The sequence below is a fragment of the Pseudomonas sp. Z1-14 genome (assembly GCF_051132005.1).
Lineage (GTDB): Bacteria > Pseudomonadota > Gammaproteobacteria > Pseudomonadales > Pseudomonadaceae > Aquipseudomonas.
On the sequence record NZ_CP071646.1, the window covers coordinates 505,256 to 525,162 of the forward strand.

The window sequence follows — 19,907 nt, forward strand, 5'->3', positions numbered from 1 at the left end:
GGCGAAAACGCTATCAAAGATGAATGACGGCCAGGTCCAGGCGCCCGTAATCTCCTTCGCCTTGTTCGCCGCGCGGCGGCACATGGTGGGTTTTCATCACCTGGTCGCCCTGCAAGGTTTCCAGGTGGATGTCGAACCCCCAAAGCCGATGCAGGTGCTTGAGGACCTCGTCGGTGGAATCGCCCAGCGGTTTGCGGTTGTGCTGCTGGTGACGCAGGGTCAGGGAACGATCACCACGACGGTCGATGCTGTAGATCTGTACGTTGGGCTCGCGATTACCGAGATTGTATTGCGCCGCCAGGGTTTCCCGGATGATCCGGTAACCGCTCTCGTCGTGGATGGCGGGAACCAGCAGGTCATCCTTCTGATCATCGTCCATGATGCTGAACAGCTTGAGGTCGCGGATCACCTTGGGCGAAAGGTACTGCAGGATGAAACTCTCGTCCTTGAAGCTGCTCATGGCGAATTTGATCGTGGAAAGCCAGTCCGAGCCGGCTATTTCCGGAAACCAGCGGCGATCCTCTTCGGTAGGGTCTTCACACATGCGCCGAATGTCGCGGTACATGGCAAAGCCCAGGGCATAAGGGTTGATGCCGCTGTAGTAGGGACTATCGAAGCCTGGCTGGAATACCACGCTGGTATGGGAGGTCAGGAACTCCATCATGAAGCCATCGGTGACCAGGCCCTCGTCGTACAGGTCGTTCATCAACGTGTAGTGCCAGAATGTTGCCCAGCCTTCGTTCATCACCTGGGTCTGGCGCTGAGGGTAGAAATACTGGGCGATCTTGCGCACGATGCGTACGATCTCGCGCTGCCAGGGTTCCAGCAGCGGCGCGTGTTTCTCGATGAAATAAAGGATGTTCTCCTGGGGCTCGGCAGGGAACCGCGCGTTGTCTTTCTCGCTGTACTTGTCCGCGCCTTTGGGAATGGTCCGCCAAAGATCGTTGATCTGCTTCTGCAGGTGTTCTTCACGGTCCTTCTGGCGTCGGCGCTCTTCCTCGGCGGAAATCGGATACGGCCGCTTGTAGCGGTCCACACCATAGTTCATCAGGGCGTGGCAGGAGTCCAGCAGGTCCTCCACCGCATCAATGCCGTGGCGTTCCTCGCACTGCATGATGTACTGCTTGGCGAACACCAGGTAATCGATGATCGAGCTGGCGTCGGTCCAGGTGCGGAACAGATAGTTGCCCTTGAAGAAGCTGTTGTGGCCATAGCAGGCATGCGCCACCACCAGCGCCTGCATGCAGATGGTGTTTTCTTCCATCAGGTAGGCGATGCAGGGATCGGAGTTGATCACGATCTCATAGGCCAGCCCCATCTGGCCGCGACTGTAGGATTTCTCCGTACTGAGGAAATGCTTGCCGTAGGACCAATGGTGGTAGCCCAGTGGCATCCCTACGGATGCATAGGCGTCCATCATTTGCTCGGCGGTGATCACTTCGATCTGGTTGGGGTACGTGTCCAGGGCGTAGCGGTCCGCGATACGGCTGATTTCGCGGTCGTAGGCCTGGATCAGCTCGAATGTCCATTCGGAGCCGGTGGAGATGGGCTGGCGCTTCTGCTCTTTTTTGGCGGTCATGTCACTAACCTGCGCTGGAAGAGTTCACGGAAGACCGGGTAGATATCCCCGGCCGAGACCAGTTGCTGTTGGGCAAATGTGTCGGAGAAGGCTTCGGCGATGCGTTCGTATTCGTACCACAAGGCCTGGTGTTCGCGTGGAGTAATTTCCACGTAGGTGTAGTACTGGACGAACGGCATGATCTGGTTGATCAGGATGTCACGACAGATTGGCGAGTCATCGTTCCAGTTATCGCCGTCGGACGCCTGGGCCGCATAGATGTTCCATTCATTGGCGGGGTAACGTTCGGCCATGATCTCCTGCATCAGTTTCAGCGCGCTGGACACGATCGTGCCGCCGGTTTCCCTGGAATAGAAAAACTCTTCCTCGTCGACTTCCCTGGCGCTGGTGTGGTGACGGATGAACACCACGTCGATCTTGTCGTAGTTCCTCTTCAGGAACAGGTACAGCAGGATAAAAAAGCGCTTGGCGATGTCCTTGGTGGCTTGGGTCATGGAGCCGGAAACGTCCATCAGGCAGAACATCACGGCCTTCGAACTGGGATTCGGTTGTTTCACCAGGAGGTTGTATTTGAGGTCGAACGTGTCGAGGAACGGCACACGATGGATACGCGCGCTGAGTTTCTCGATTTCCGCTTCCAGGTCCTGAATATCGCCAAAATTGTCGGGTTCTTCACGTTTCAGGCGAGCCAGCTCTTCCTTGGCTTCGCGCAGTTTCGCCCGGCTGCTGCCTGAGAGCGCGATGCGTCGGGCATGGGCCGAACGCAGGGTGCGAATGATATTGATGCGTGACGGATTACCCTCGTTGCTGATGCCGGCGCGCACGGTCTTGAAGGTGTCGGTACCGGTCAGGTTGCGCTTGACCAGGTTCGGCAGTTCCAGGTCCTCGAACATGAATTCGAGGAATTCCTCCTGGGTGATCTGGAATACGAACTCGTCCATGCCTTCGCCGGAATTGCCGGCCTTGCCGGGCCCCTTGCCGCCGCCCCCCCCCTGTGGGCGCGGGATGTGCTCGCCAGTGGTGAATTCCTTGTTTCCCGGGTGCACGACGGTCTGCTTGCCACCACGGCCGTGGTGAAGCACCGGCTCGTCAATGTCGCGGCCAGGGATGCTGATCTGCTCGCCATGCTCCATGTCCGTGATGGAGCGACGGCTGACCGCCTCTTCGACGGCTTTCTTGATGTGGTCACGGTAACGCCGCAAGAAACGCTGGCGGTTCACCGTGCTCTTGTTCTTGCCATTCAGGCGTCGGTCGATCACATAGCTCATAGGTGACCCTCTGGGCAGCTTCAAGTGGTGAGCTACGAGCTGCAAGTAGAAGCGGTCGCCCGGAACCTGGAGTTCAGGCGATTCTGGCTTGCAGCTCGTCGCTTGCGGCTTGTGGCTGCGCTACTGTGATTTACGGACCCGCAGGTACCACTCGGAAAGCAGGCGTACCTGTTTGTCGGTGTAGCCACGTTCGACCATGCGTGTAACGAAGTCGTTGTGTTTTTGCTGGTCCTCCTTGCTGGCCTTGGCATTGAAGCTGATGACTGGCAGCAGGTCTTCGGTGTTGGAGAACATTTTTTTCTCGATAACCACCCGCAGCTTCTCGTAGCTGAGCCAGGTCGGGTTCTTGCCGTTGTTGTTGGCCCGGGCGCGCAGCACGAAGTTGACGATTTCGTTGCGGAAATCCTTCGGATTGCTGATGCCCGCCGGTTTTTCGATTTTTTCCAGTTCCTCGTTCAGTGCCACGCGATTGAGGATTTCGCCGGTTTCCGGGTCGCGGTATTCCTGGTCCTGGATCCAGAAATCCGCGTACAGCACATAACGATCGAAGATGTTCTGGCCGTACTCGCTGTAGGACTCCAGGTAGGCCGTCTGGATCTCCTTGCCGATGAACTCGATATAACGTGGAGCCAGGTATTCCTTGAGGAAGCGCAGGTACCGCTCACGGGTTTCAGCCTGGAACTGCTCCTGCTCGATCTGCTGTTCAAGTACATAAAGCAGATGGACTGGGTTGGCGGCAATTTCGTGAGGGTCGAAGTTGAAGACCTTGGACAGGATCTTGAATGCGAACCGCGTGGAAAGACCATTCATGCCTTCGTCCACGCCCGCGTTGTCGCGGTATTCCTGGATCGACTTGGCCTTCGGATCGGTGTCCTTGAGGTTTTCACCGTCGTAGACGCGCATTTTCGAATAGATGTTGGAGTTTTCCGGCTCCTTGAGACGCGACAGCACGGTGAACTGGGCCAGCATCTTCAGCGTATCGGGGGCGCAATGGGCCTTGGACAGCGAACTGTTGAACAACAGCTTGTCGTAGATTTTTATCTCATCGGTCACCCGCAGGCAGTACGGCACCTTGACGATGTAGATCCGGTCGATGAAGGCTTCGTTGTTCTTGTTGTTGCGGAAGGTATGCCATTCCGACTCGTTGGAGTGGGCCAGCAGGATGCCGCTGAACGGAATCGCTCCCAGCCCTTCGGTACTGTTGTAGTTGCCTTCCTGGGTGGCAGTCAGGAGTGGGTGCAGCACCTTGATGGGCGCCTTGAACATCTCGACGAATTCCATCAGGCCCTGGTTGGCCCGGCACAGTGCGCCCGAATAGCTATAGGCGTCGGCGTCGTTCTGAGGGAATTCCTCCAGTTTGCGAATATCGACCTTACCCACCAGGGCAGAGATATCCTGGTTGTTTTCATCCCCGGGCTCGGTCTTGGCCACGGCGATCTGGTTAAGGATCGAGGGATAGAGCTTGACCACCCGGAACTGGCTGATATCGCCGCCGAACTCGGCCAGGCGCTTGGTAGCCCATGGCGACATGATGGTATTGAGATAGCGCCGGGGAATGCCAAAGTCTTCCTCGAGAATCGCGCCGTCTTCGGTAGCGTTGAAAAGCCCCAGTGGGGACTCGAACACCGGCGAACCCTTGATGGCATAGAAGGGCACTTTTTCGATCAGTTGCTTGAGCTTCTCGGCCAGGGACGATTTACCGCCACCGACAGGGCCGAGCAGATAGAGGATTTGTTTTTTCTCCTCCAGGCCTTGGGCGGCATGGCGGAAATAGGAAACGATCTGTTCGATGCATTCTTCCATCCCGTGGAAGTCCGCAAAGGCCGGATAGCGGCGAATCACCTTGTTGGAAAAAATCCGCGAGAGCCTCGAGTTGGTCGAGGTATCCAGCAGTTCCGGTTCTCCGATTGCCAGCAACAGACGCTCCGCGGCCGATGCGTAGGCACTGCGGTCCTGCTTGCAGAGTTCGAGGTATTCCTGCAGCGAGTACTCCTCCTGCCGCGTGGACTCGAAACGTTGCTGGAAGTGGCTAAAAATACTCATGACGTCACCTCGCTCGATACGTGGAGCCGGTGTCGGATCAATCAGTCGATGCTGGACAGCCGCTGGGAACCCAGTTGCCGTTTACCCCCCAGAATGCTTTCAAGAACGCTGGCTCCTGAAAGCTGACTCCCGATGACCCGCGCGCCGGTGTACCGGCTCTCCCCTGTTTTGGATGGCCTGAGGCTAAGGATAGTTCGGAATCCGAGAGGTAAAGGTGGAATACGTAATTAGTTATGGCAGACCGTTCGTCTGCCATCGCCCAAGCCCGCGGTTCTCGTGGGCTTGGGTGTCATAAAAAATTATTCGTGAGTGCCTTGCACTGTTTCGTCAGGATAAGTTGCGCGCCACAGCTCAAAACCGCCGTCCAGGCTGTAGACATCGCTGAAGCCCTGGCTGACCAGGTAACCCGCTGCGCTCTGGCTGGAGTTGCCGTGGTAGCAGACCACAACGGTAGGCGCATCGAGATCGGCGGCACGGATGAAGTCGGCCAGCGAATGGTTGTCCAGATGCTTGGAGCCGCTGATATGCAAAGCCGCAAAGGTGGCTGGGTCGCGCACATCGACGACGACGGCACCCTGTTCACGCAGGGCCTGGGCTTGTTCGGGAGAGATGCGTTTGAATTCGGTCATACGGGACTCCTGTGGCCTTGAGGGCAAAGCCGATCAAATGGCAGTGCCGGCCGGCAATGATGCGGTGGTCGGTTGATGGGGTCTGGCATGCCCCCTCTCGTCGCAATCGCAGCGCAGCAACTCGCCGCTGTCGATGTTCATCAATGTCAGCGCGCTGCCCCAGACACAGCCGGTATCGAGGGCAAAGACCCCTGGCTCGTCGCTTTGGCCTTCAAGCGCGGCCCAATGGCCGAAGATGATCTTCAGGTTACGGGTCTTGCGCTCCTTGTGCTTGAACCAGGGCGCATAGCCGGGCGGAGCGGTTTCGATACCTTCCTTGCCCTTGAGATCAAGCTTGCCATCACGGGTGCAGAAGCGCATCCGGGTGAAATAATTGGTAATGACCCTGAGTCGGGCGGCGCCGGTGAGGTCGTTGTCCCACTTCACCGGTTCGTTGCCGTACATGCCATCCAGGTAGGGGCCGAACAGGTTGTCATCGCGCAACGCCTGCTCCACTTCGCCTGCGCACTTGAGCGCCTTGCGCAAGGACCATTGGGGCGGAATGCCGGCATGGACCAGCGCCAGATTGCGCGCCTCGTCGTAGTGCATGAGCTTCTGCTGGCGCAGCCATTCGAGCAGCTCGACGCAATCAGGCGCGTCGAGAATTTCCTTCAGGGTATCGGACTTCTTCAGGCGCTCGATGTTCAGCCAGGCCGCCAGCAGGTGCAGGTCATGGTTACCCAGCACGCAAACCAGCGAATCGCGGATGCCGTAGAGGAAGCGCAAGGTTTCAAGCGATTGCGGCCCCCGGTTGACCAGGTCGCCCACGAGCCACAGGGTGTCTTCACGTGGGTCGAAGGCGACCCGCTCCAGCAGGCACTTGAGCGGGTCGAGGCAGCCTTGCAAGTCGCCGACCGCGTACGTGGCCATCAGTGCAACGCTCCTGGCACCGCCAGGCGAAAGGGCTTGATGACCGCGTCGAAGCGTTTGCCGTCCTCGGCGAGCATCTGGTAGGTGCCCTGCATGGTGCCGACCTTGGTCGTCATCACGGTGCCGCTGCTGTAGCTGTGGCTTTGGCCTGCGTCGATCAACGGTTGCTGACCGACCACGCCCTCGCCACGGACTTCTTCGACGTGCCCGTCGCCGTCGGTGATGATCCAGTGCCGTGACAGCAGTCGGGCTGGCAACGAGCCGTTGTTGCGCACAGTGATGGTGTAGGCAAAGGCGAAGCGGTTGTGCTCGGGTTGCGACTGTTCAGCGAGAAAGCGGGTGGCGACGCTGACGTCGACCTGATAACGGGGATCGGACATGCAAAAGGGCCTTGGAAGCGGGACGCGGGCGTAACTGAGGGAATCAGTCTAGGCCAAGTATCGGGTAGTAGACCAGACTGGCGTACTGCCCGATAGCGACCATTGAACGTCAGATGGCGTCGGTATTTGGCGCGACCTGTTCGCTGAGCTTGTCGGCCAGGCGGACGAAGGCTGCGAGGTCCAGTTGCTCCGGACGCAGGCTGCCATCGACGCCGGCGGCTTCGATTTCGGCACTGCTGAGCAACAGTTTCAGGGTGTTGCGCAGGGTTTTACGGCGCTGGTTGAACGCTTCGCGTACCAGACGCTCCAGCAGGCGATGGTCCTTGGCGGGATGCGGCAGGACCGCATGAGGAACAAGCCGGACGATGGCGGAGTCGACTTTCGGCGGCGGGTTGAACGCACCGGGGCCTACGTTGAACAGGTGATCAACCCGGCAATGATACTGGACCATGATCGACAAACGACCCCAGTCACCTCCGCCAGGCCCGGCGGCGAGACGCTCGACCACTTCTTTCTGCAGCATGAAGTGCATGTCGCGGATCAGGCCGGCATTGTTCAGCAGGTGGAAAATCAGCGGCGTCGAGATGTTGTACGGCAGGTTGCCCACGACTCGAAGGCTGCCCGGTGCGGCATTCAGGCTGTTGAAGTCGAATTTCAGCGCATCGCCCTGATGCAATTTGAAATTGCTCTTGCCGGCGAACTGCTGGTTGAGAATCGGTACCAGGTCCTTGTCCAGCTCTACCACGTCCAGTTGCGCGCCGCTGCCAAGCAACCCTTCGGTCAGTGCGCCCTGGCCCGGCCCGATCTCGAGCATACGGTCATCAGGCTTGGCATTGATGGAGCGCAGGATACGGTCGATAACGCCGGCGTCATGCAGGAAGTTCTGGCCGAAGCGCTTGCGCGCGCGGTGTTGGTATTGCTCGGTCATAAATGGGTCTCGGCCATCTGGTAGGCGGTTTCCAGCGCGACTTGCAGGCTCCCTGTGTCGATCCTGCCGCTGCCGGCCAAATCCAGGGCGGTGCCGTGATCCACGGATGTGCGGATGATCGGCAGGCCCAGGGTCACGTTGACCGCCGCACCGAAACCTTTGTATTTCAGCACGGGCAGGCCCTGGTCGTGGTACATCGCCAGCACCGCATCGCAGTGCTCCAGATATTTGGGGGTAAACAGAGTGTCGGCAGGCAGCGGGCCACGCAGGTCCATGCCCTCGCTGCGCAAGCGCTCCAGTGTGGGTTCGATGATGTCGATTTCTTCATGGCCCAGATGCCCGCCTTCGCCGGCATGCGGATTCAGCCCGCACACCAGGATGCGGGGCCGGGCGATGCCGAATTTTTCCTGGAGGTCGGCGTGCAATATCCGCGTAACGCGTTCGAGGCGTTCCGGGGTAATGGCGTCAGCGATGTCTCGCAGGGGCAGGTGAGTGGTGACCAGTGCCACGCGCAGGCCTCGAGTGGCGAGCATCATCACCACTTGCGGGGTATGGGTCAGGTCGGCCAGGAATTCGGTATGTCCGGAAAAATGGATGCCGGATTCATTGATCACACCCTTGTGTACCGGCGCCGTGATCATGCCGGCGAAAGCCCCATCCAGGCAGCCTTGGCCGGCGCGGGTCAGGGTCTGCAGCACAAATGCTGCGTTGGCCTTGTCCAGCTGGCCTGCGGTGACAGGTGCGCCCAGCGGTGTATCCCATACGTACAGGCTACCGGCGGGAGCGGGGGCATCCGGCCAGGCGTCCGGCGTCACCGGCAACAGGTCGACGGCCACCCCCAACTGCGCGGCCCGCTCAAGGAGCAGGTCGCGGCTGGTGATGGCGATCAGGGGGTGTGGTTGGACTTGCGAGGCGAGCAGCAGGCACAGGTCGGGACCGATGCCGGCAGGCTCGCCGGGAGTCAGCGCGAAACGCTTGGGTTTCACTGCGCTGCCTGGTCTGCACCAGGGAGTTTGATCTCGACGTAGGCTTCGTCGCGAATCTGGCGCAGCCAGGTTTGCAGCTCTTCGTCGTACTTGCGGTTACGCAATACCGTCAGCGCCTGTTGTTCGCGCGCCTGGGTGGTGCTGTCGGTGGCGCGACGGCCAAGGACTTCCAGGACATGCCAGCCATAAGGGCTCTTGAACGGCTTCGACAGCTGGCCTTGTGGTGTTTCGGCCATGACCTGGCGGAACTCGGGAACCAGCGCGTTCGGGTCGACCCAGTTCAGGTCGCCGCCGTTCAGGGCCGAGCCCGGGTCTTCCGAGAAGCTCTTCGCCAGCTCGGCGAAGTCTTCGCCGGAGGTGATGCGTTCGTACAGTTTCTCGGCCAGACGCTTGGTCTCGGCTTCGCTGCGGATCTCGCTTGGCTTGATCAGGATATGACGAACATGTACTTCGTCACGCACCTGGGTACCGCCACCGCGTTTTTCCAGCAGCTTCAGGATAATGAAGCCGCCGGGCGTGCGGGCTGGCTGGGTGATGTCGCCCACGGCCATGGTGCTCAACTCGCGATCGAACGGAGGCGGCAGTTGGGCGGCCTTGCGCCAGCCCATGTCGCCGCCTTCCAGAGCGTTTTCACTGGCCGAACGGGCTACCGCCATCTGGCTGAAGTCGGCGCCTTGCTTGAGCTGCTGGTAAATGTCCATTGCCTGGCGATAAGCGCTCTGGATCGCTTCCGAATTGGCGCTTTCCGGCGTAGGAATCAGGATGTTTGCCAGGTGCAATTCTTCCGAAAGCTGCATCTTGCCCAAGTCGGACGCGAGGAAGTTCTTCACTTCCTGCTCGGAAACCTGGATGCGTTCGGCGACGCGGCGCTGACGCACACGGCTGATGACCATCTCGCGACGGATCTGGTCGCGGGCGTCGTCAAACGACAGGCCATCGCGCGCCAGGGCAGCGCGGAACTGGTCGACAGTCATGTTATTGCGCTGGGCAATGGTGCCGACGGCCTGGTTCAGTTCTTCATCGGTGATGCGGATGCCGGAACGCTCGCCAATCTGCAACTGCAGGTTTTCGACGATCAGGCGCTCGAGCACCTGTTGGTCCAGCACACCCGGTGGTGGCAAGCCACCGCCACGCTTGGCGATGGTTTGCTGAACTTCATGGACCCGCTGGTCCAACTGGCTCTGCATGACCACGTCGTTATCGACGATGGCCACGACCTTGTCGATGGACTGTACCGCGGCGTTCGCCGCGGTACCCAGGAACAGCGCGCCCAGCATCAGCGGGCGCAGACAATCAGAAAGCTTGGTCTTCACGTTCACGATAACCTTGAATGCCTTTGTCGAGGAAGCTCTCTACCTTGGCGCCGGTGAGGCCGCCGAGTCCCTTCAGAACAATTTGGAGGAAGACGCCGTGGTCGCCTTTTTCATTTTCCGGGGCGGCTTGACTGAATTCTTCATAGTCGACCCAGTAACGGTTGATCAGGCGCAGTTTCCAGCAGCAGTTGTCGTATTCGAAACCACCGAAGGCTTCCAGGGTACGGTTGCGGTTGTAGTCATACTGCCAGCGGCTGATTGCGTTCCACTGCGGCACGATCGGCCAGATGACCGAGAAGTCGTGCTGTTTGATCTTGTAGTAGTCCTTCACGTAGCCAGGTTGGCCAGGGGTGCCGTAGTCGCCGCCGCCCACTTGCCATTGACCGGTAGTCTGGTCATAACGCACCAGGTCGTTGCGATAACGATAACCGGCGTTGATAACCTTGTTCGGGTTGTCCTCTGGCTGGTAGTGGAACATGGCACTACCCGAGCGCGGGCTATGAGTGTCCGGGTCCCAGTTGTAGTCGGCCGTGGTGCGCCAGTCGCGGTTCCAGCGGTATTCGTATTCCAGTGCGTAAGGCGAAACGCTTGAATGCGCGTCTTCACGAGTCCTGGCGTCGATACCTGGCAGTTGAACTTCGCGGTCCTTGAAATAGAAGGCTTGGCCGACGCTGATGCGCTGGCGCTCGAACCCGTCTTCCTGGATCCAGCGGTTGGTTACGCCCAGCGACAGCTTGTTCTCGTCGCCGACGCGGTCAGAGCCGGTGAAACGGTTGTCCCGGAACAGCGAGGCGTAGTTGAAGGTGCTTTCGCTGGTGTCGAAGACTGGAATGTCACTCTGATCTTTCTCCGGCACGTAGAGATAGAACAGGCGCGGCTCCAGTGTCTGGCGATAATTCTTGCCGAACCACTGGGTATCACGGTCGAAGTACAGGCCGCTGTCGATGCTGGCAATTGGCACGCCGCGGTTCTGGCTGCCACTGTAGGTACCGTTCAGGCGATCACCTTCAGCGGTCTGGGCGGCGATGTCCTGTTTGCCCTGGCTATCCAGATCAAGATCGTATTGGGTGTACTGGTACTTGAGCGAGGGCTTGATGAAGCCATAGCTTGCAGTCATTGGCAGGCTGACAACCGGGGCCAGATTTATCCGGTCGCCAGTAGCGCGGGCCAGGCCGCGAACGTTCTGGTCTAAAAACGGCTCGGTATTACCGTTTTCATCCGTGTAGTTGCCGTTCCTCAAGTCCCTGTCAAACCGCACGAACTCGGTGTTATAGGCGAAATCCAGTCCATACGGATGCTGCGGCAGAAAACCGTTGAAGGTAATTTGCGGCAAACGGTCGTAAGGCGTGATGTCCGAAATCGTGGCCATCTGGAATGCCTGAGCATTCAACCGAGCGGTATAGGTATCACCGCGATAGCTGACCGCACCTTGCTGGTTCACGTACTCCCTGGACTCAACACCGATCTGATCGGTCTGCAGATCCTGGAAGTAATACGGATCGCTGATCTTGGTGTAGTCGACTTCCGTCATCACACGCGAGTCCAGCCCACCCTTGTGCTGCCAGTTGTACATGTAGCGGGTCTTGCTGTAGTCGGTCTGCTTGGCGCGCTCGTCTTCTTCGTCGTTGAGGTACGCCGCGCCGAACTGGCCTTCGCTGGACTTGGTCAGGTAGCGGAACTCGCCTTCCATCAACAGGCCGCGCTTGCTCATGTAGCGTGGGTACAACGTGGCGTCGTAGTTCGGCGCCAGGTTGAAGTAGTACGGGGTGACCAGCAGGAAGCCGGTGTCGCTGCCGCTGCCGATGGTCGGCGGCAGGAAGCCGGACTGGCGACGGTCGTCGATCGGGAAGTAGATGTAAGGCGTATACAGGACCGGGAAGTCCTTGACCCGCAGCGTCACGTTGGTGGCGGTGCCGAAGCCGGTGGCCGGGTTCAGGGTGATGTTGTTGCCCTTGAGGGTCCAGGCGTTGCTGCCCGGCTCGCACGTGGTGTACGTACCGTCCTTGAGGCGGATGATCGCGTTCTCGGCGCGCTTGGCGTACAGCGCGTTACCGCGGATGCGCGACTTGTGCATCACGTACTCGGCGTTGTCGACCTTGGCTTCACCGGTGTCCAGCTGCACATCGGCGTGGTCGCCGACAATCAGCGCACCGTTGTCGCGGACTCGCACGTTGCCGCTCAGCTCGCCGCGGTTCTCGGCCTGGTACAGGCTGGCCTCGTCGGCCTCGACCTGCATGCTGCCCTGACGCATGACCACGTCACCGGCCAGGGTCGCCACTTGCTGCTCCTGCTCGTAGCGCGAAGCCTTGGCGCCGAGGAACGTCGGAGCGTCACTCTTGGCGGTCTTGTCGTTCATGCCTGGGCGAGACGGCTCGATGTACGCGCCCGCGCAGTACGGGCCGGTTTCAGCCAGTTGCGCGGGCGTGAGGTTCTCGCGCGGAACCCAGTCCAGGTGACTGTAGTCTGCACTGCGCGACTTCAGGCCGCGGCCCTTGGATTCGGTAACGAGCATTGGCTTATCGCCGGCTACCTCGCCCGAATCGCTGTCGGTCGGAGCGCTGCCGCTGTCGGCAACCGCACTGCCTTCATGCACCGGGCGCGGCGGCAATGCAGCGGCCGGCGCTTTGGGTGAACAGTCCCAGGCACCCGAAGCGGAGACGGAACAGTCATACTGCTGCGCCGCGACGACGAATGAAGAGGCCAGGGGTTGCAGAGCCAGCAGACTGCCGGTGACCAGCAACGGAAATTTTTTACGAAACGCGGGGGATTTCAATGCCATCTTATTAGTCCGGGCTTCCTGCGTGCCATCTGCCCGCGGTGTGGGCCGCACGCCTCTCGATGGTCTGAAAAAGATGCTGGATAATAAAGCATGACCCGCTTGACGGCTAGCGCCGTCGGAGACCCTTGTAATGCCTGACCAAGATGTACGCTTGCAACACCTGAAAGTTTGGCTCGATGAGCAGCTACCAATCCTCTTCACCCAACAAGGCTGGGGCGCCGTACCCCCGGCCACGTTGACCGCGGCCAGCAGTGACGCGAGTTTTCGGCGGTACTTCCGCTGGCAGGGTGAGGGTCGCAGCCTGATCGTGATGGACGCGCCACCGCCCCAGGAAAACTGCAAACCGTTCGTGGATATTGCTTTTCTGCTGGCGAAATCCGGGATCAACGTGCCGAAAATTTATGCCGAAGACCTCGATCGCGGGTTTCTTTTGCTCAATGACCTGGGCAACCAGACCTATCTGGACGTGATCAACGGCGAAAATGCCGACGATCTGTTCCGCGATGCCCTGCAAGCCTTGTTGGCTTTTCAGCAGTTGCCGATGGTCGCGCCGCTGCCCAGCTACGACGTCGCGTTATTGCGTCGCGAGTTGGAGTTGTTCCCCGAGTGGTACGTCAAGCGTGAGCTGGGAATCGAGTTCGATACGGCCCAGCAGCAACTGTGGCAGCAGGCATCCGACCTGCTGATCAACAGTGCCCTGGCCCAGCCGAAAGTACTGGTGCACCGCGACTACATGCCGCGCAACCTGATGCTCAGCGAACCCAACCCAGGCGTGCTGGATTTCCAGGACGCGGTCTATGGCCCGGTGACCTACGATGTGACGTGCCTGTTCAAGGACGCCTTCCTCAGTTGGCCTGAAGAGCGCGTGCGCGGCTGGCTGGAAGATTATTGGCGGCAGGCCGGCTCGCTCGGCATTCCGGTCCAGCCGGATTTCGAGGATTTCCTCCGTGCCAGCGACCTGATGGGCGTGCAACGCCATCTAAAGGTGATCGGTATCTTCGCGCGCATTTGCCATCGCGATGGCAAGCCGCGTTACCTGGCTGACGTGCCGCGTTTCTTTGCCTATATAGAAGCGGTCATAGCCCGTCGTCCGGAACTGGCACCGTTGGACGAGTTGCTCCGCAGCCTGCGCCAGGCGGATGGAGCGAGCGCATGAAGGCGATGATCCTGGCGGCGGGCAAGGGTGAGCGCATGCGCCCCCTGACCCTCACTACCCCCAAACCGTTGATTCGCGTCGGCGGCATCCCGTTGATCGAGTACCACCTGCGGGCATTGGCCACGGCCGGGTTCACTGAAATCGTGATCAACCATGCCTGGCTCGGCCAGCAGATCGAAGATCACCTCGGAGACGGTTCGCGGTTTGGCGTGCAGATCCGCTATTCGCCGGAGGGTGAGCCGCTGGAAACCGGCGGAGGAATTTTCCGCGCGCTGCCGCTGCTGGGTAACGAGGCGTTCCTGGTGGTCAACGGCGACATCTGGACCGATTACGATTTCAGCGCCCTGCGTCGGCCGATCCAGGGGTTGGCGCACCTGGTGCTGGTGGACAATCCGGAGCATCACCCCGAGGGCGATTTCATTCTGGCTGGCGGCCAGGTTAATGACGGCGAACCTGGTGCCGATAAGCTGACATACAGCGGCATCGCCGTGCTGGATCCACAGCTGTTTGCCGGCTGCGCCGATGGCGCATTCAAGCTGGCCCCGCTGTTTCGCCGCGCCATGGCCGCAGGGCAGGTCAGCGGTTCGCGCCTGGAAGGACGCTGGGTCGATGTGGGTACTCACGAACGTTTGTCGCAAGTCGAAAAACTGATAGAAGCGAGCTGTTGATATGTGGTGGCCAGGGACTCTGATTGGAGCGGGGGCGGGCTTTGCCATTGCCAGCATCCCGGGGGCCATGCTCGGCGCATTGTTGGGGCAGGCGCTGGACCGGCGTCTGAATCTGCACGGCTGGGCCCAGGTGCGCGAACGCCTGGGCGGGCGCCCGGCGTTGCGCAACGATGAACTGTTATTCGTGTTGCTCGGTCGCCTGGCGAAGATCGACGGGCGCGTCGTCGATGGTCACATCCAGCAGGCGCGTCTGGAAATGCGCGCGCTGGACTTGAGCGAACCGGCGCAACGTCGGGCTATCGCGGCCTTTAATCGGGGCAAATCGGGAAACGATCGGCTGCGTGGTTATCTGCGTCGCCTGAGTGCCCAGCCGCATGCGGCTGAAGGCGTGCTTCGGGCCTGCTGGCGGATGGTCTGGGCCGACGGCCGTGCCGGTGTAGCCGAACGTGAGTTGCTCGCCCAGTGGGGCAAGTGGCTGGGTTGGACGCCGCAGCAGGTCCAGGCGTTGGCGATGGACTACGAGCCGCAGAAACCGGGGCTGCCCAGCAGTGGCTTGACGTATCAGGAGGCGTTGCGGCTGTTGGGGGTTTCGGCCAACAGCGAACCGTCGCAAATCAAGCGGGCTTACCGCCGCCTGATCAGTCGTCATCACCCGGACAAGATCGCCGGCAGCGGGGCGACAGCCTTGCAGGTACGCGAAGCAACCGACAAGACCCGCGAGCTGCACAACGCCTATCGCTTGATTCGCGAGCGCAGGGATTTTCGCTAGTACACCCGTGACGAGGGAGCTTGCTCTCGCTGGTCCGCGAAGCGGACCCAAACCAGGCGCCGCACTTCCCAGATAATTATGCTAAGCGGATTACGACTGCTGCGCAGCCGAGCGGGAGCAAGCTCCCTCGCCACAGAAGCAGGCGGCAAGGTCTCACTGCTCCGGACTTTGCGGACTCAACCACCCCCGAACCCGTCGAAACAGCTGTTCCTGCTGCGCCGTTGCGTTGGGCAGTGCCTTGAGGGAAACCTGGCTGAAGCTCGACCCTTTCAGTCGTTTGCTGGCTTGCAGGCGCTCCAGGGCCGCGTTGCGGTCCGTCGGTTTGTCCATATAAAAGATGTCCGCCGTTGCCAGCTTCAGGTTCGGTGTCAGCTCGGCGAGGCCGGGCTTGGCGGTGACGGGTGTCTGGGCCGCGACCATCACGAAGCGCTGGATTTGCGTGGGTTGTCTTTCGCCAAGATAGCGCGCCGCCCAATAGGCGCCGGTGCCGTGGCCCAGCAAGACGATACTGCGGGCGCTCTGTTGCTCGGCGTAGGCCAATGCCGCGTCGATACGGGCGAAGATCCGTTCGGCGTCGGCCTTGTCGGATTCTTCGCCGGTTTCGGCGGAGGCCGGCTCAGCCGCGTCGGCCTCGCCGCCGGCGACCTGCTCGATCGGGGCCGCGGTGGTTGCGTCGGGGGCCGCGGCAGCGATGTCGGCCGGCTTGGTCTCCGGCGGTGTTTCCGCCGCGCGGGGTGCGATAACGTCGCTCTGCATGTCCGGCAGCGTAATACTCAGGCTGCTCCATTCGGCATCCGGCAGTTTTTTGCGCAGCGGGCTGATGACCTGAGGCCAGTCAGCCGTTTCGCCAGCGCCAGGGACGATGACGACCACGCCCTTGGGCTCGCTGGTGTTGGCCGGCTTCCAGAGGGCAAGGAACGCATCGCTGCCGGTTTGCAGCTGTTGCTGTTCCTGGGCTGGGACTTTTCGCGCGAGCGCCGCCGCTTCTTCCTGGCTGCGCTCGAGCAAAGGCTGGCGCTCGGCCGGTTTCGCCTCGGCGGGTTGATCTGCCGCGGCGGGGGTCGTTTCACCGGCCTGTACAGAAAATGCACTCGGCAGGATCAGCGACAGGCACAATGCAGGCAGTGTCAGGCGGTTAACAAAGGACATCGGATATTCCATGACCAGAAGTATTTCCGGCAGCCTAATGGGTTGGTCAGTATTTGTCAGTGCGTGAGATTTCGATGATGCGTGTTTGCCTGTGGGTTATCGGCTGTCTATGGCTTCCCTTGATGGCGTGGGCTGCACCCGCGCCACAGGCGCAGGCGGTGCAGTTGAGCGCGGACCAGCGCCAATGGTTGGCGGAGCATCCGCAGTTGCGCGTCGGCCTGGTGTTGCAGGCGCCCTACGCACAATACGACCGGCGCTTGCAGCGTCTGTCCGGCACCCACGTCGAACTGATGCAATGGCTGGCCAAGGCATTGAACGTCGAGCTGACCTGGCGCAACTTCCAGGATGTCGCGCAACTCGAAGCCGCGGTGCGCAACGGCGAAGTGGATGTCGCGCCGGGCTTGACCCAGACCCCGGCCGGCCTGCGGCTCTGGCAGTTTTCCGACCCTTACATGCGTGTGCCGCAGTTGATCGTGGGCGAGCAGAAGGGCGCCGAAGGCGTGGAGTTAGAGAAGCTCGACCCCCAGGCCCGGGTTGTCGTGCGCATGCCCAGCGCCACGGCCGATTACCTGCGCAGCAACTACCCCATGCTGAACCTGCAAGGCGTGCCGATGGAACGCCAGGCCCTGCAGCTGCTCTTGAGCCAGCAGGCACGCTACGCCGTGATCGACGAGGCGCAGCTGGGGCGCCTGATGGTCGAGCCGGAGTTTTCCGGATTGGTGGTGGTGGGAGACATCGGCCTGCCGCAACTGCTCAGGGTCGCCACGCGCCGGGACTGGCCGCAGTTGGCCGAAATCGTCGACAAGGGCTTGCAGGCGATTCCCGCCAAGGAGCTGGAGCAACTGCACAACCGCTGGATCAAGCCCAAATACCCACGCCTGACCGAGACACCTGGCTTCTGGCAGAACCTGACCCTGCTGATGCTCGCCTTGTTGCTGTGCAGTGTCTCCATCGTGTTCTGGCAGCGCCGCCAGCAACGCGGGCTGGAACGTCGCCTGCGCTCCGCGCGCGAGGACATCGCCCAGCGCGCCGCCAGTGAAGAAGCCTTGCGCCTGACGCAATTTTCCATCGATCAAAGCACGGTCGGGATCCTCTGGGTAAATTGGGACAGCCATGTGCGCTACGCCAATCGCGCCGCCGAAACCATGCTGGGTTATGCGTCAGGCGCGATCATCGATCGGCCGCTGATCGACTTCGAACCGGGCCTGCACATGGACCGCTGGCTCAACCTGTGGAAGCGCGCCCGTGCCAGCGAAGACGGACCGCAGAGTTTCGAAACCGAATGCGTGCGGGCCGATGGCAGTATCCTGCCGGCGGACGTTTCCCTGAGTTTCCTGCGTTTTCGTGACGCGGAATACCTGGTGGTCTACCTCAATGATGTAACCGAGCGCCGCCGCGCGCTGGCAGCCCTGCGTGAAAGCGAAGCGCGGCTGCAGGGCATCGCCGCCAATGTGCCGGGCCTGGTCTTTCGCCTGGAGCGGGCACCGGTGACCGGCCAGATCGACTTTGCCTATATCAGCGAAGGCAGCGAAAGCCTGGTGGGCTACGCCCCGGCGGTACTGGCCCGCAGCGATACCGGGCTGCGCAGCCTGGTGCACCCGCAGGACAAGGCCGATTACCACCGCACCCAGGACCAGGCGCTGGACAGTGACAGCGATTGGTCCTGGCAAGGCCGCATCCTCACTCGCGAAGGCCAGGAGCGCTGGGCCGAGATCAAGGCGATCACGCGTCGTCTCGAGGACGGCGCCTATGTCTGGGACGGCATTGTCTGGGATATCACCGAAAGCAAACGTGTCGAGCTGGAATTGGCCAGTTCCCGGGAGCAGTTGCGTGAACTGTCGGCGCACCTGGAAAGCGTACGGGAAGAAGAGAAGGCGCGCATTGCGCGGGAAGTCCACGACGAACTGGGGCAAATGCTCACGGTGTTGAAGCTGGAGACGTCGATGTGCGAACTGGCCTACGCGCAACTTGACCCGGGCCTGCAAGAACGGCTCAACAGCATGAAGCGCCTGATTGCCCAGTTGTTCCAATTGGTGCGGGACGTGGCGACGGCGTTGCGCCCGCCGATCCTCGATGCCGGTATTGCCTCGGCCATCGAATGGCAGGCCCGCCGCTTCGAGGCGCGCACACAGATTCCGTGCCTGGTGCAGGTGCCAGAGAACCTGCCGGCGTTGAGCGACGCCAAGGCCATCGGCCTGTTCAGGATTCTCCAGGAAGCACTGACCAATGTGATGCGCCATGCCCAGGCGCATACTGTGGAACTGACGCTGGTACGCGAGGGTGGCCAGTTGTGCCTGACGATCAGTGATGACGGTGTAGGATTTATTGCCGATACGGGGCGGCCAACCTCCTTCGGCGTGGTCGGCATGCGTGAGCGCGTTTTGATCATGGGCGGGCAACTGACCCTGGAGAGTGAGCCAGGCGAGGGCACGACCCTGGCGGTACGGGTGCCGTTGGACAAGCCGCACCTTGAATGACCAGCACGAAACCTGTGGGCGCGAGCTTGCCCGCACATGAGATTCTGAATCTGGAGAAGAGCCGTGATCCGTGTACTGGTAGCTGAAGACCACACCATCGTGCGCGAAGGCATCAAGCAATTGATCGGCCTGGCCAAGGATCTAGTGGTGGCAGGGGAGGCGAGCAATGGCGAACAGCTGCTCGAGACCCTGCGACACGTGCCTTGCGAGGTGGTGCTGCTGGATATTTCCATGCCGGGCGTCAACGGCCTTGAGGCAATCCCACGGATCCGTGCGCTGAACAATCCGCCGGCCATCCTGGTGTTGTCGATGCATGACGAGGCGCAAATGGCCGCCCGGGCCTTGAAAGTCGGCGCCGCTGGCTACGCCACCAAAGACAGCGATCCTGCTTTGCTGCTCATGGCGATCCGCAAGGTCGCGGCGGGCGGACGTTACATTGACCCGGACCTTGCCGACCGCATGGTCTTCGAAGTGGGCCTGACCGACACACGGCCGCTGCACTCCCTGCTGTCGGAGCGTGAATTCTCGGTTTTCGAACGCCTGGCCCAAGGCGCCAACGTCAACGACATCGCCCAGCAACTCGCCCTGAGCAGCAAGACCATCAGCACCCACAAGGCGCGGCTGATGCAGAAGCTCAACATCACCTCGTTGGCCGAGCTGGTGAAATACGCGATGGAGCACAAGTTGCTCTAAGCCTCCCGCCATCCCCCGGTGGGAGCGAGCCTGTGTGGGAGCGGGCTTGCTCGCGAAGGCGGTGTATCAGTCGACGAATGCTTGGCTGTCAGACCGCTTTCGCGAGCAAGCCCGCTCCCACATGAGTGAACTGTTGGCATACCTGTTTGCGACACACCCCAACAGCGCTTTTGTCCCTGCT

Annotated in this window: 16 protein-coding genes; 5 read left to right on the top strand and 11 right to left on the bottom strand. The window is 60.8% G+C overall.

The window, feature by feature from the left end:
* Positions 1-13: 13 nt before the first annotated feature.
* From J3P89_RS02350 to J3P89_RS02395, 10 genes are all read right to left on the bottom strand, one after another.
* Entirely contained in the window at positions 14-1,579 is a 1,566-nt protein-coding gene (locus J3P89_RS02350; RefSeq protein WP_434696629.1) for a SpoVR family protein, read from the bottom strand.
* The gene (locus J3P89_RS02355; protein WP_305498393.1) at positions 1,576-2,847 is read right to left on the bottom strand and encodes a YeaH/YhbH family protein; all 1,272 of its coding nucleotides are present in this window, start codon (positions 2,845-2,847) and stop codon (positions 1,576-1,578) included. Before J3P89_RS02355 ends, J3P89_RS02350 begins: the two co-directional genes overlap by 4 nt.
* 120 nt (positions 2,848-2,967) lie before the next feature.
* A complete protein-coding gene (locus J3P89_RS02360; protein ID WP_305498395.1) occupies positions 2,968-4,890 on the bottom strand; it encodes a PrkA family serine protein kinase in 1,923 nt (640 codons plus the stop codon).
* A gap of 299 nt (positions 4,891-5,189) precedes the next feature.
* Entirely contained in the window at positions 5,190-5,519 is a 330-nt protein-coding gene (glpE, locus tag J3P89_RS02365) for a thiosulfate sulfurtransferase GlpE (protein ID WP_434696630.1), read from the bottom strand.
* A 33-nt stretch (positions 5,520-5,552) separates the two neighbouring features.
* Positions 5,553-6,428 carry a symmetrical bis(5'-nucleosyl)-tetraphosphatase gene (locus J3P89_RS02370; protein ID WP_434696631.1) on the bottom strand — a complete coding sequence of 292 codons (876 nt, stop codon included), beginning with the start codon at positions 6,426-6,428 and terminating at the stop codon, positions 5,553-5,555.
* Positions 6,428-6,808, bottom strand: a complete 381-nt coding sequence (gene apaG / locus J3P89_RS02375) for a Co2+/Mg2+ efflux protein ApaG (RefSeq protein WP_305498400.1) — start codon at positions 6,806-6,808, stop codon at positions 6,428-6,430. The genes J3P89_RS02370 and apaG overlap by 1 nt, the downstream gene beginning before the upstream one ends.
* A 109-nt stretch (positions 6,809-6,917) precedes the next feature.
* Positions 6,918-7,736 (bottom strand): 16S rRNA (adenine(1518)-N(6)/adenine(1519)-N(6))-dimethyltransferase RsmA, encoded by an 819-nt coding sequence (gene rsmA / locus J3P89_RS02380; RefSeq protein WP_434696632.1) that lies wholly within the window; start codon positions 7,734-7,736, stop codon positions 6,918-6,920.
* Positions 7,733-8,722 carry a 4-hydroxythreonine-4-phosphate dehydrogenase PdxA gene (gene pdxA, locus J3P89_RS02385; RefSeq protein WP_434571411.1) on the bottom strand — a complete coding sequence of 330 codons (990 nt, stop codon included), beginning with the start codon at positions 8,720-8,722 and terminating at the stop codon, positions 7,733-7,735. Before pdxA ends, rsmA begins: the two co-directional genes overlap by 4 nt.
* Positions 8,719-10,035 (bottom strand): peptidylprolyl isomerase SurA, encoded by a 1,317-nt coding sequence (surA, locus tag J3P89_RS02390; RefSeq protein ID WP_305498405.1) that lies wholly within the window; start codon positions 10,033-10,035, stop codon positions 8,719-8,721. The genes pdxA and surA overlap by 4 nt, the downstream gene beginning before the upstream one ends.
* Positions 10,016-12,814 carry an LPS-assembly protein LptD gene (locus J3P89_RS02395; protein ID WP_434696633.1) on the bottom strand — a complete coding sequence of 933 codons (2,799 nt, stop codon included), beginning with the start codon at positions 12,812-12,814 and terminating at the stop codon, positions 10,016-10,018. Before J3P89_RS02395 ends, surA begins: the two co-directional genes overlap by 20 nt.
* Before the next feature lie 130 nt (positions 12,815-12,944).
* Here J3P89_RS02395 and J3P89_RS02400 point away from each other — a divergent pair, with 130 nt between their 5' ends.
* From J3P89_RS02400 to J3P89_RS02410, 3 genes are read left to right on the top strand one after another with little or no spacing between them, the layout of a single operon-like run.
* Positions 12,945-13,970, top strand: a complete 1,026-nt coding sequence (locus tag J3P89_RS02400; RefSeq protein ID WP_434696635.1) for an aminoglycoside phosphotransferase family protein — start codon at positions 12,945-12,947, stop codon at positions 13,968-13,970.
* Positions 13,967-14,638, top strand: a complete 672-nt coding sequence (murU, locus tag J3P89_RS02405) for an N-acetylmuramate alpha-1-phosphate uridylyltransferase MurU (RefSeq protein ID WP_434696637.1) — start codon at positions 13,967-13,969, stop codon at positions 14,636-14,638. Before J3P89_RS02400 ends, murU begins: the two co-directional genes overlap by 4 nt.
* Before the next feature lies 1 nt (position 14,639).
* Entirely contained in the window at positions 14,640-15,407 is a 768-nt protein-coding gene (locus J3P89_RS02410) for a TerB family tellurite resistance protein (protein ID WP_434655228.1), read from the top strand.
* 153 nt (positions 15,408-15,560) lie between these two features.
* Here J3P89_RS02410 and J3P89_RS02415 read toward each other — a convergent pair whose 3' ends face one another.
* Positions 15,561-16,556 carry an alpha/beta hydrolase family protein gene (locus tag J3P89_RS02415; protein WP_434696638.1) on the bottom strand — a complete coding sequence of 332 codons (996 nt, stop codon included), beginning with the start codon at positions 16,554-16,556 and terminating at the stop codon, positions 15,561-15,563.
* A gap of 74 nt (positions 16,557-16,630) precedes the next feature.
* On the opposite strand from J3P89_RS02415, the gene J3P89_RS02420 reads away from it, so the two are divergent.
* The gene (locus J3P89_RS02420) at positions 16,631-19,033 is read left to right on the top strand and encodes a PAS domain-containing sensor histidine kinase (RefSeq protein ID WP_434696639.1); all 2,403 of its coding nucleotides are present in this window, start codon (positions 16,631-16,633) and stop codon (positions 19,031-19,033) included.
* Positions 19,034-19,096: 63 nt separating this feature from the next.
* Positions 19,097-19,726, top strand: a complete 630-nt coding sequence (locus J3P89_RS02425) for a response regulator (RefSeq protein ID WP_047702279.1) — start codon at positions 19,097-19,099, stop codon at positions 19,724-19,726.
* Positions 19,727-19,907 lie beyond the last annotated feature (181 nt).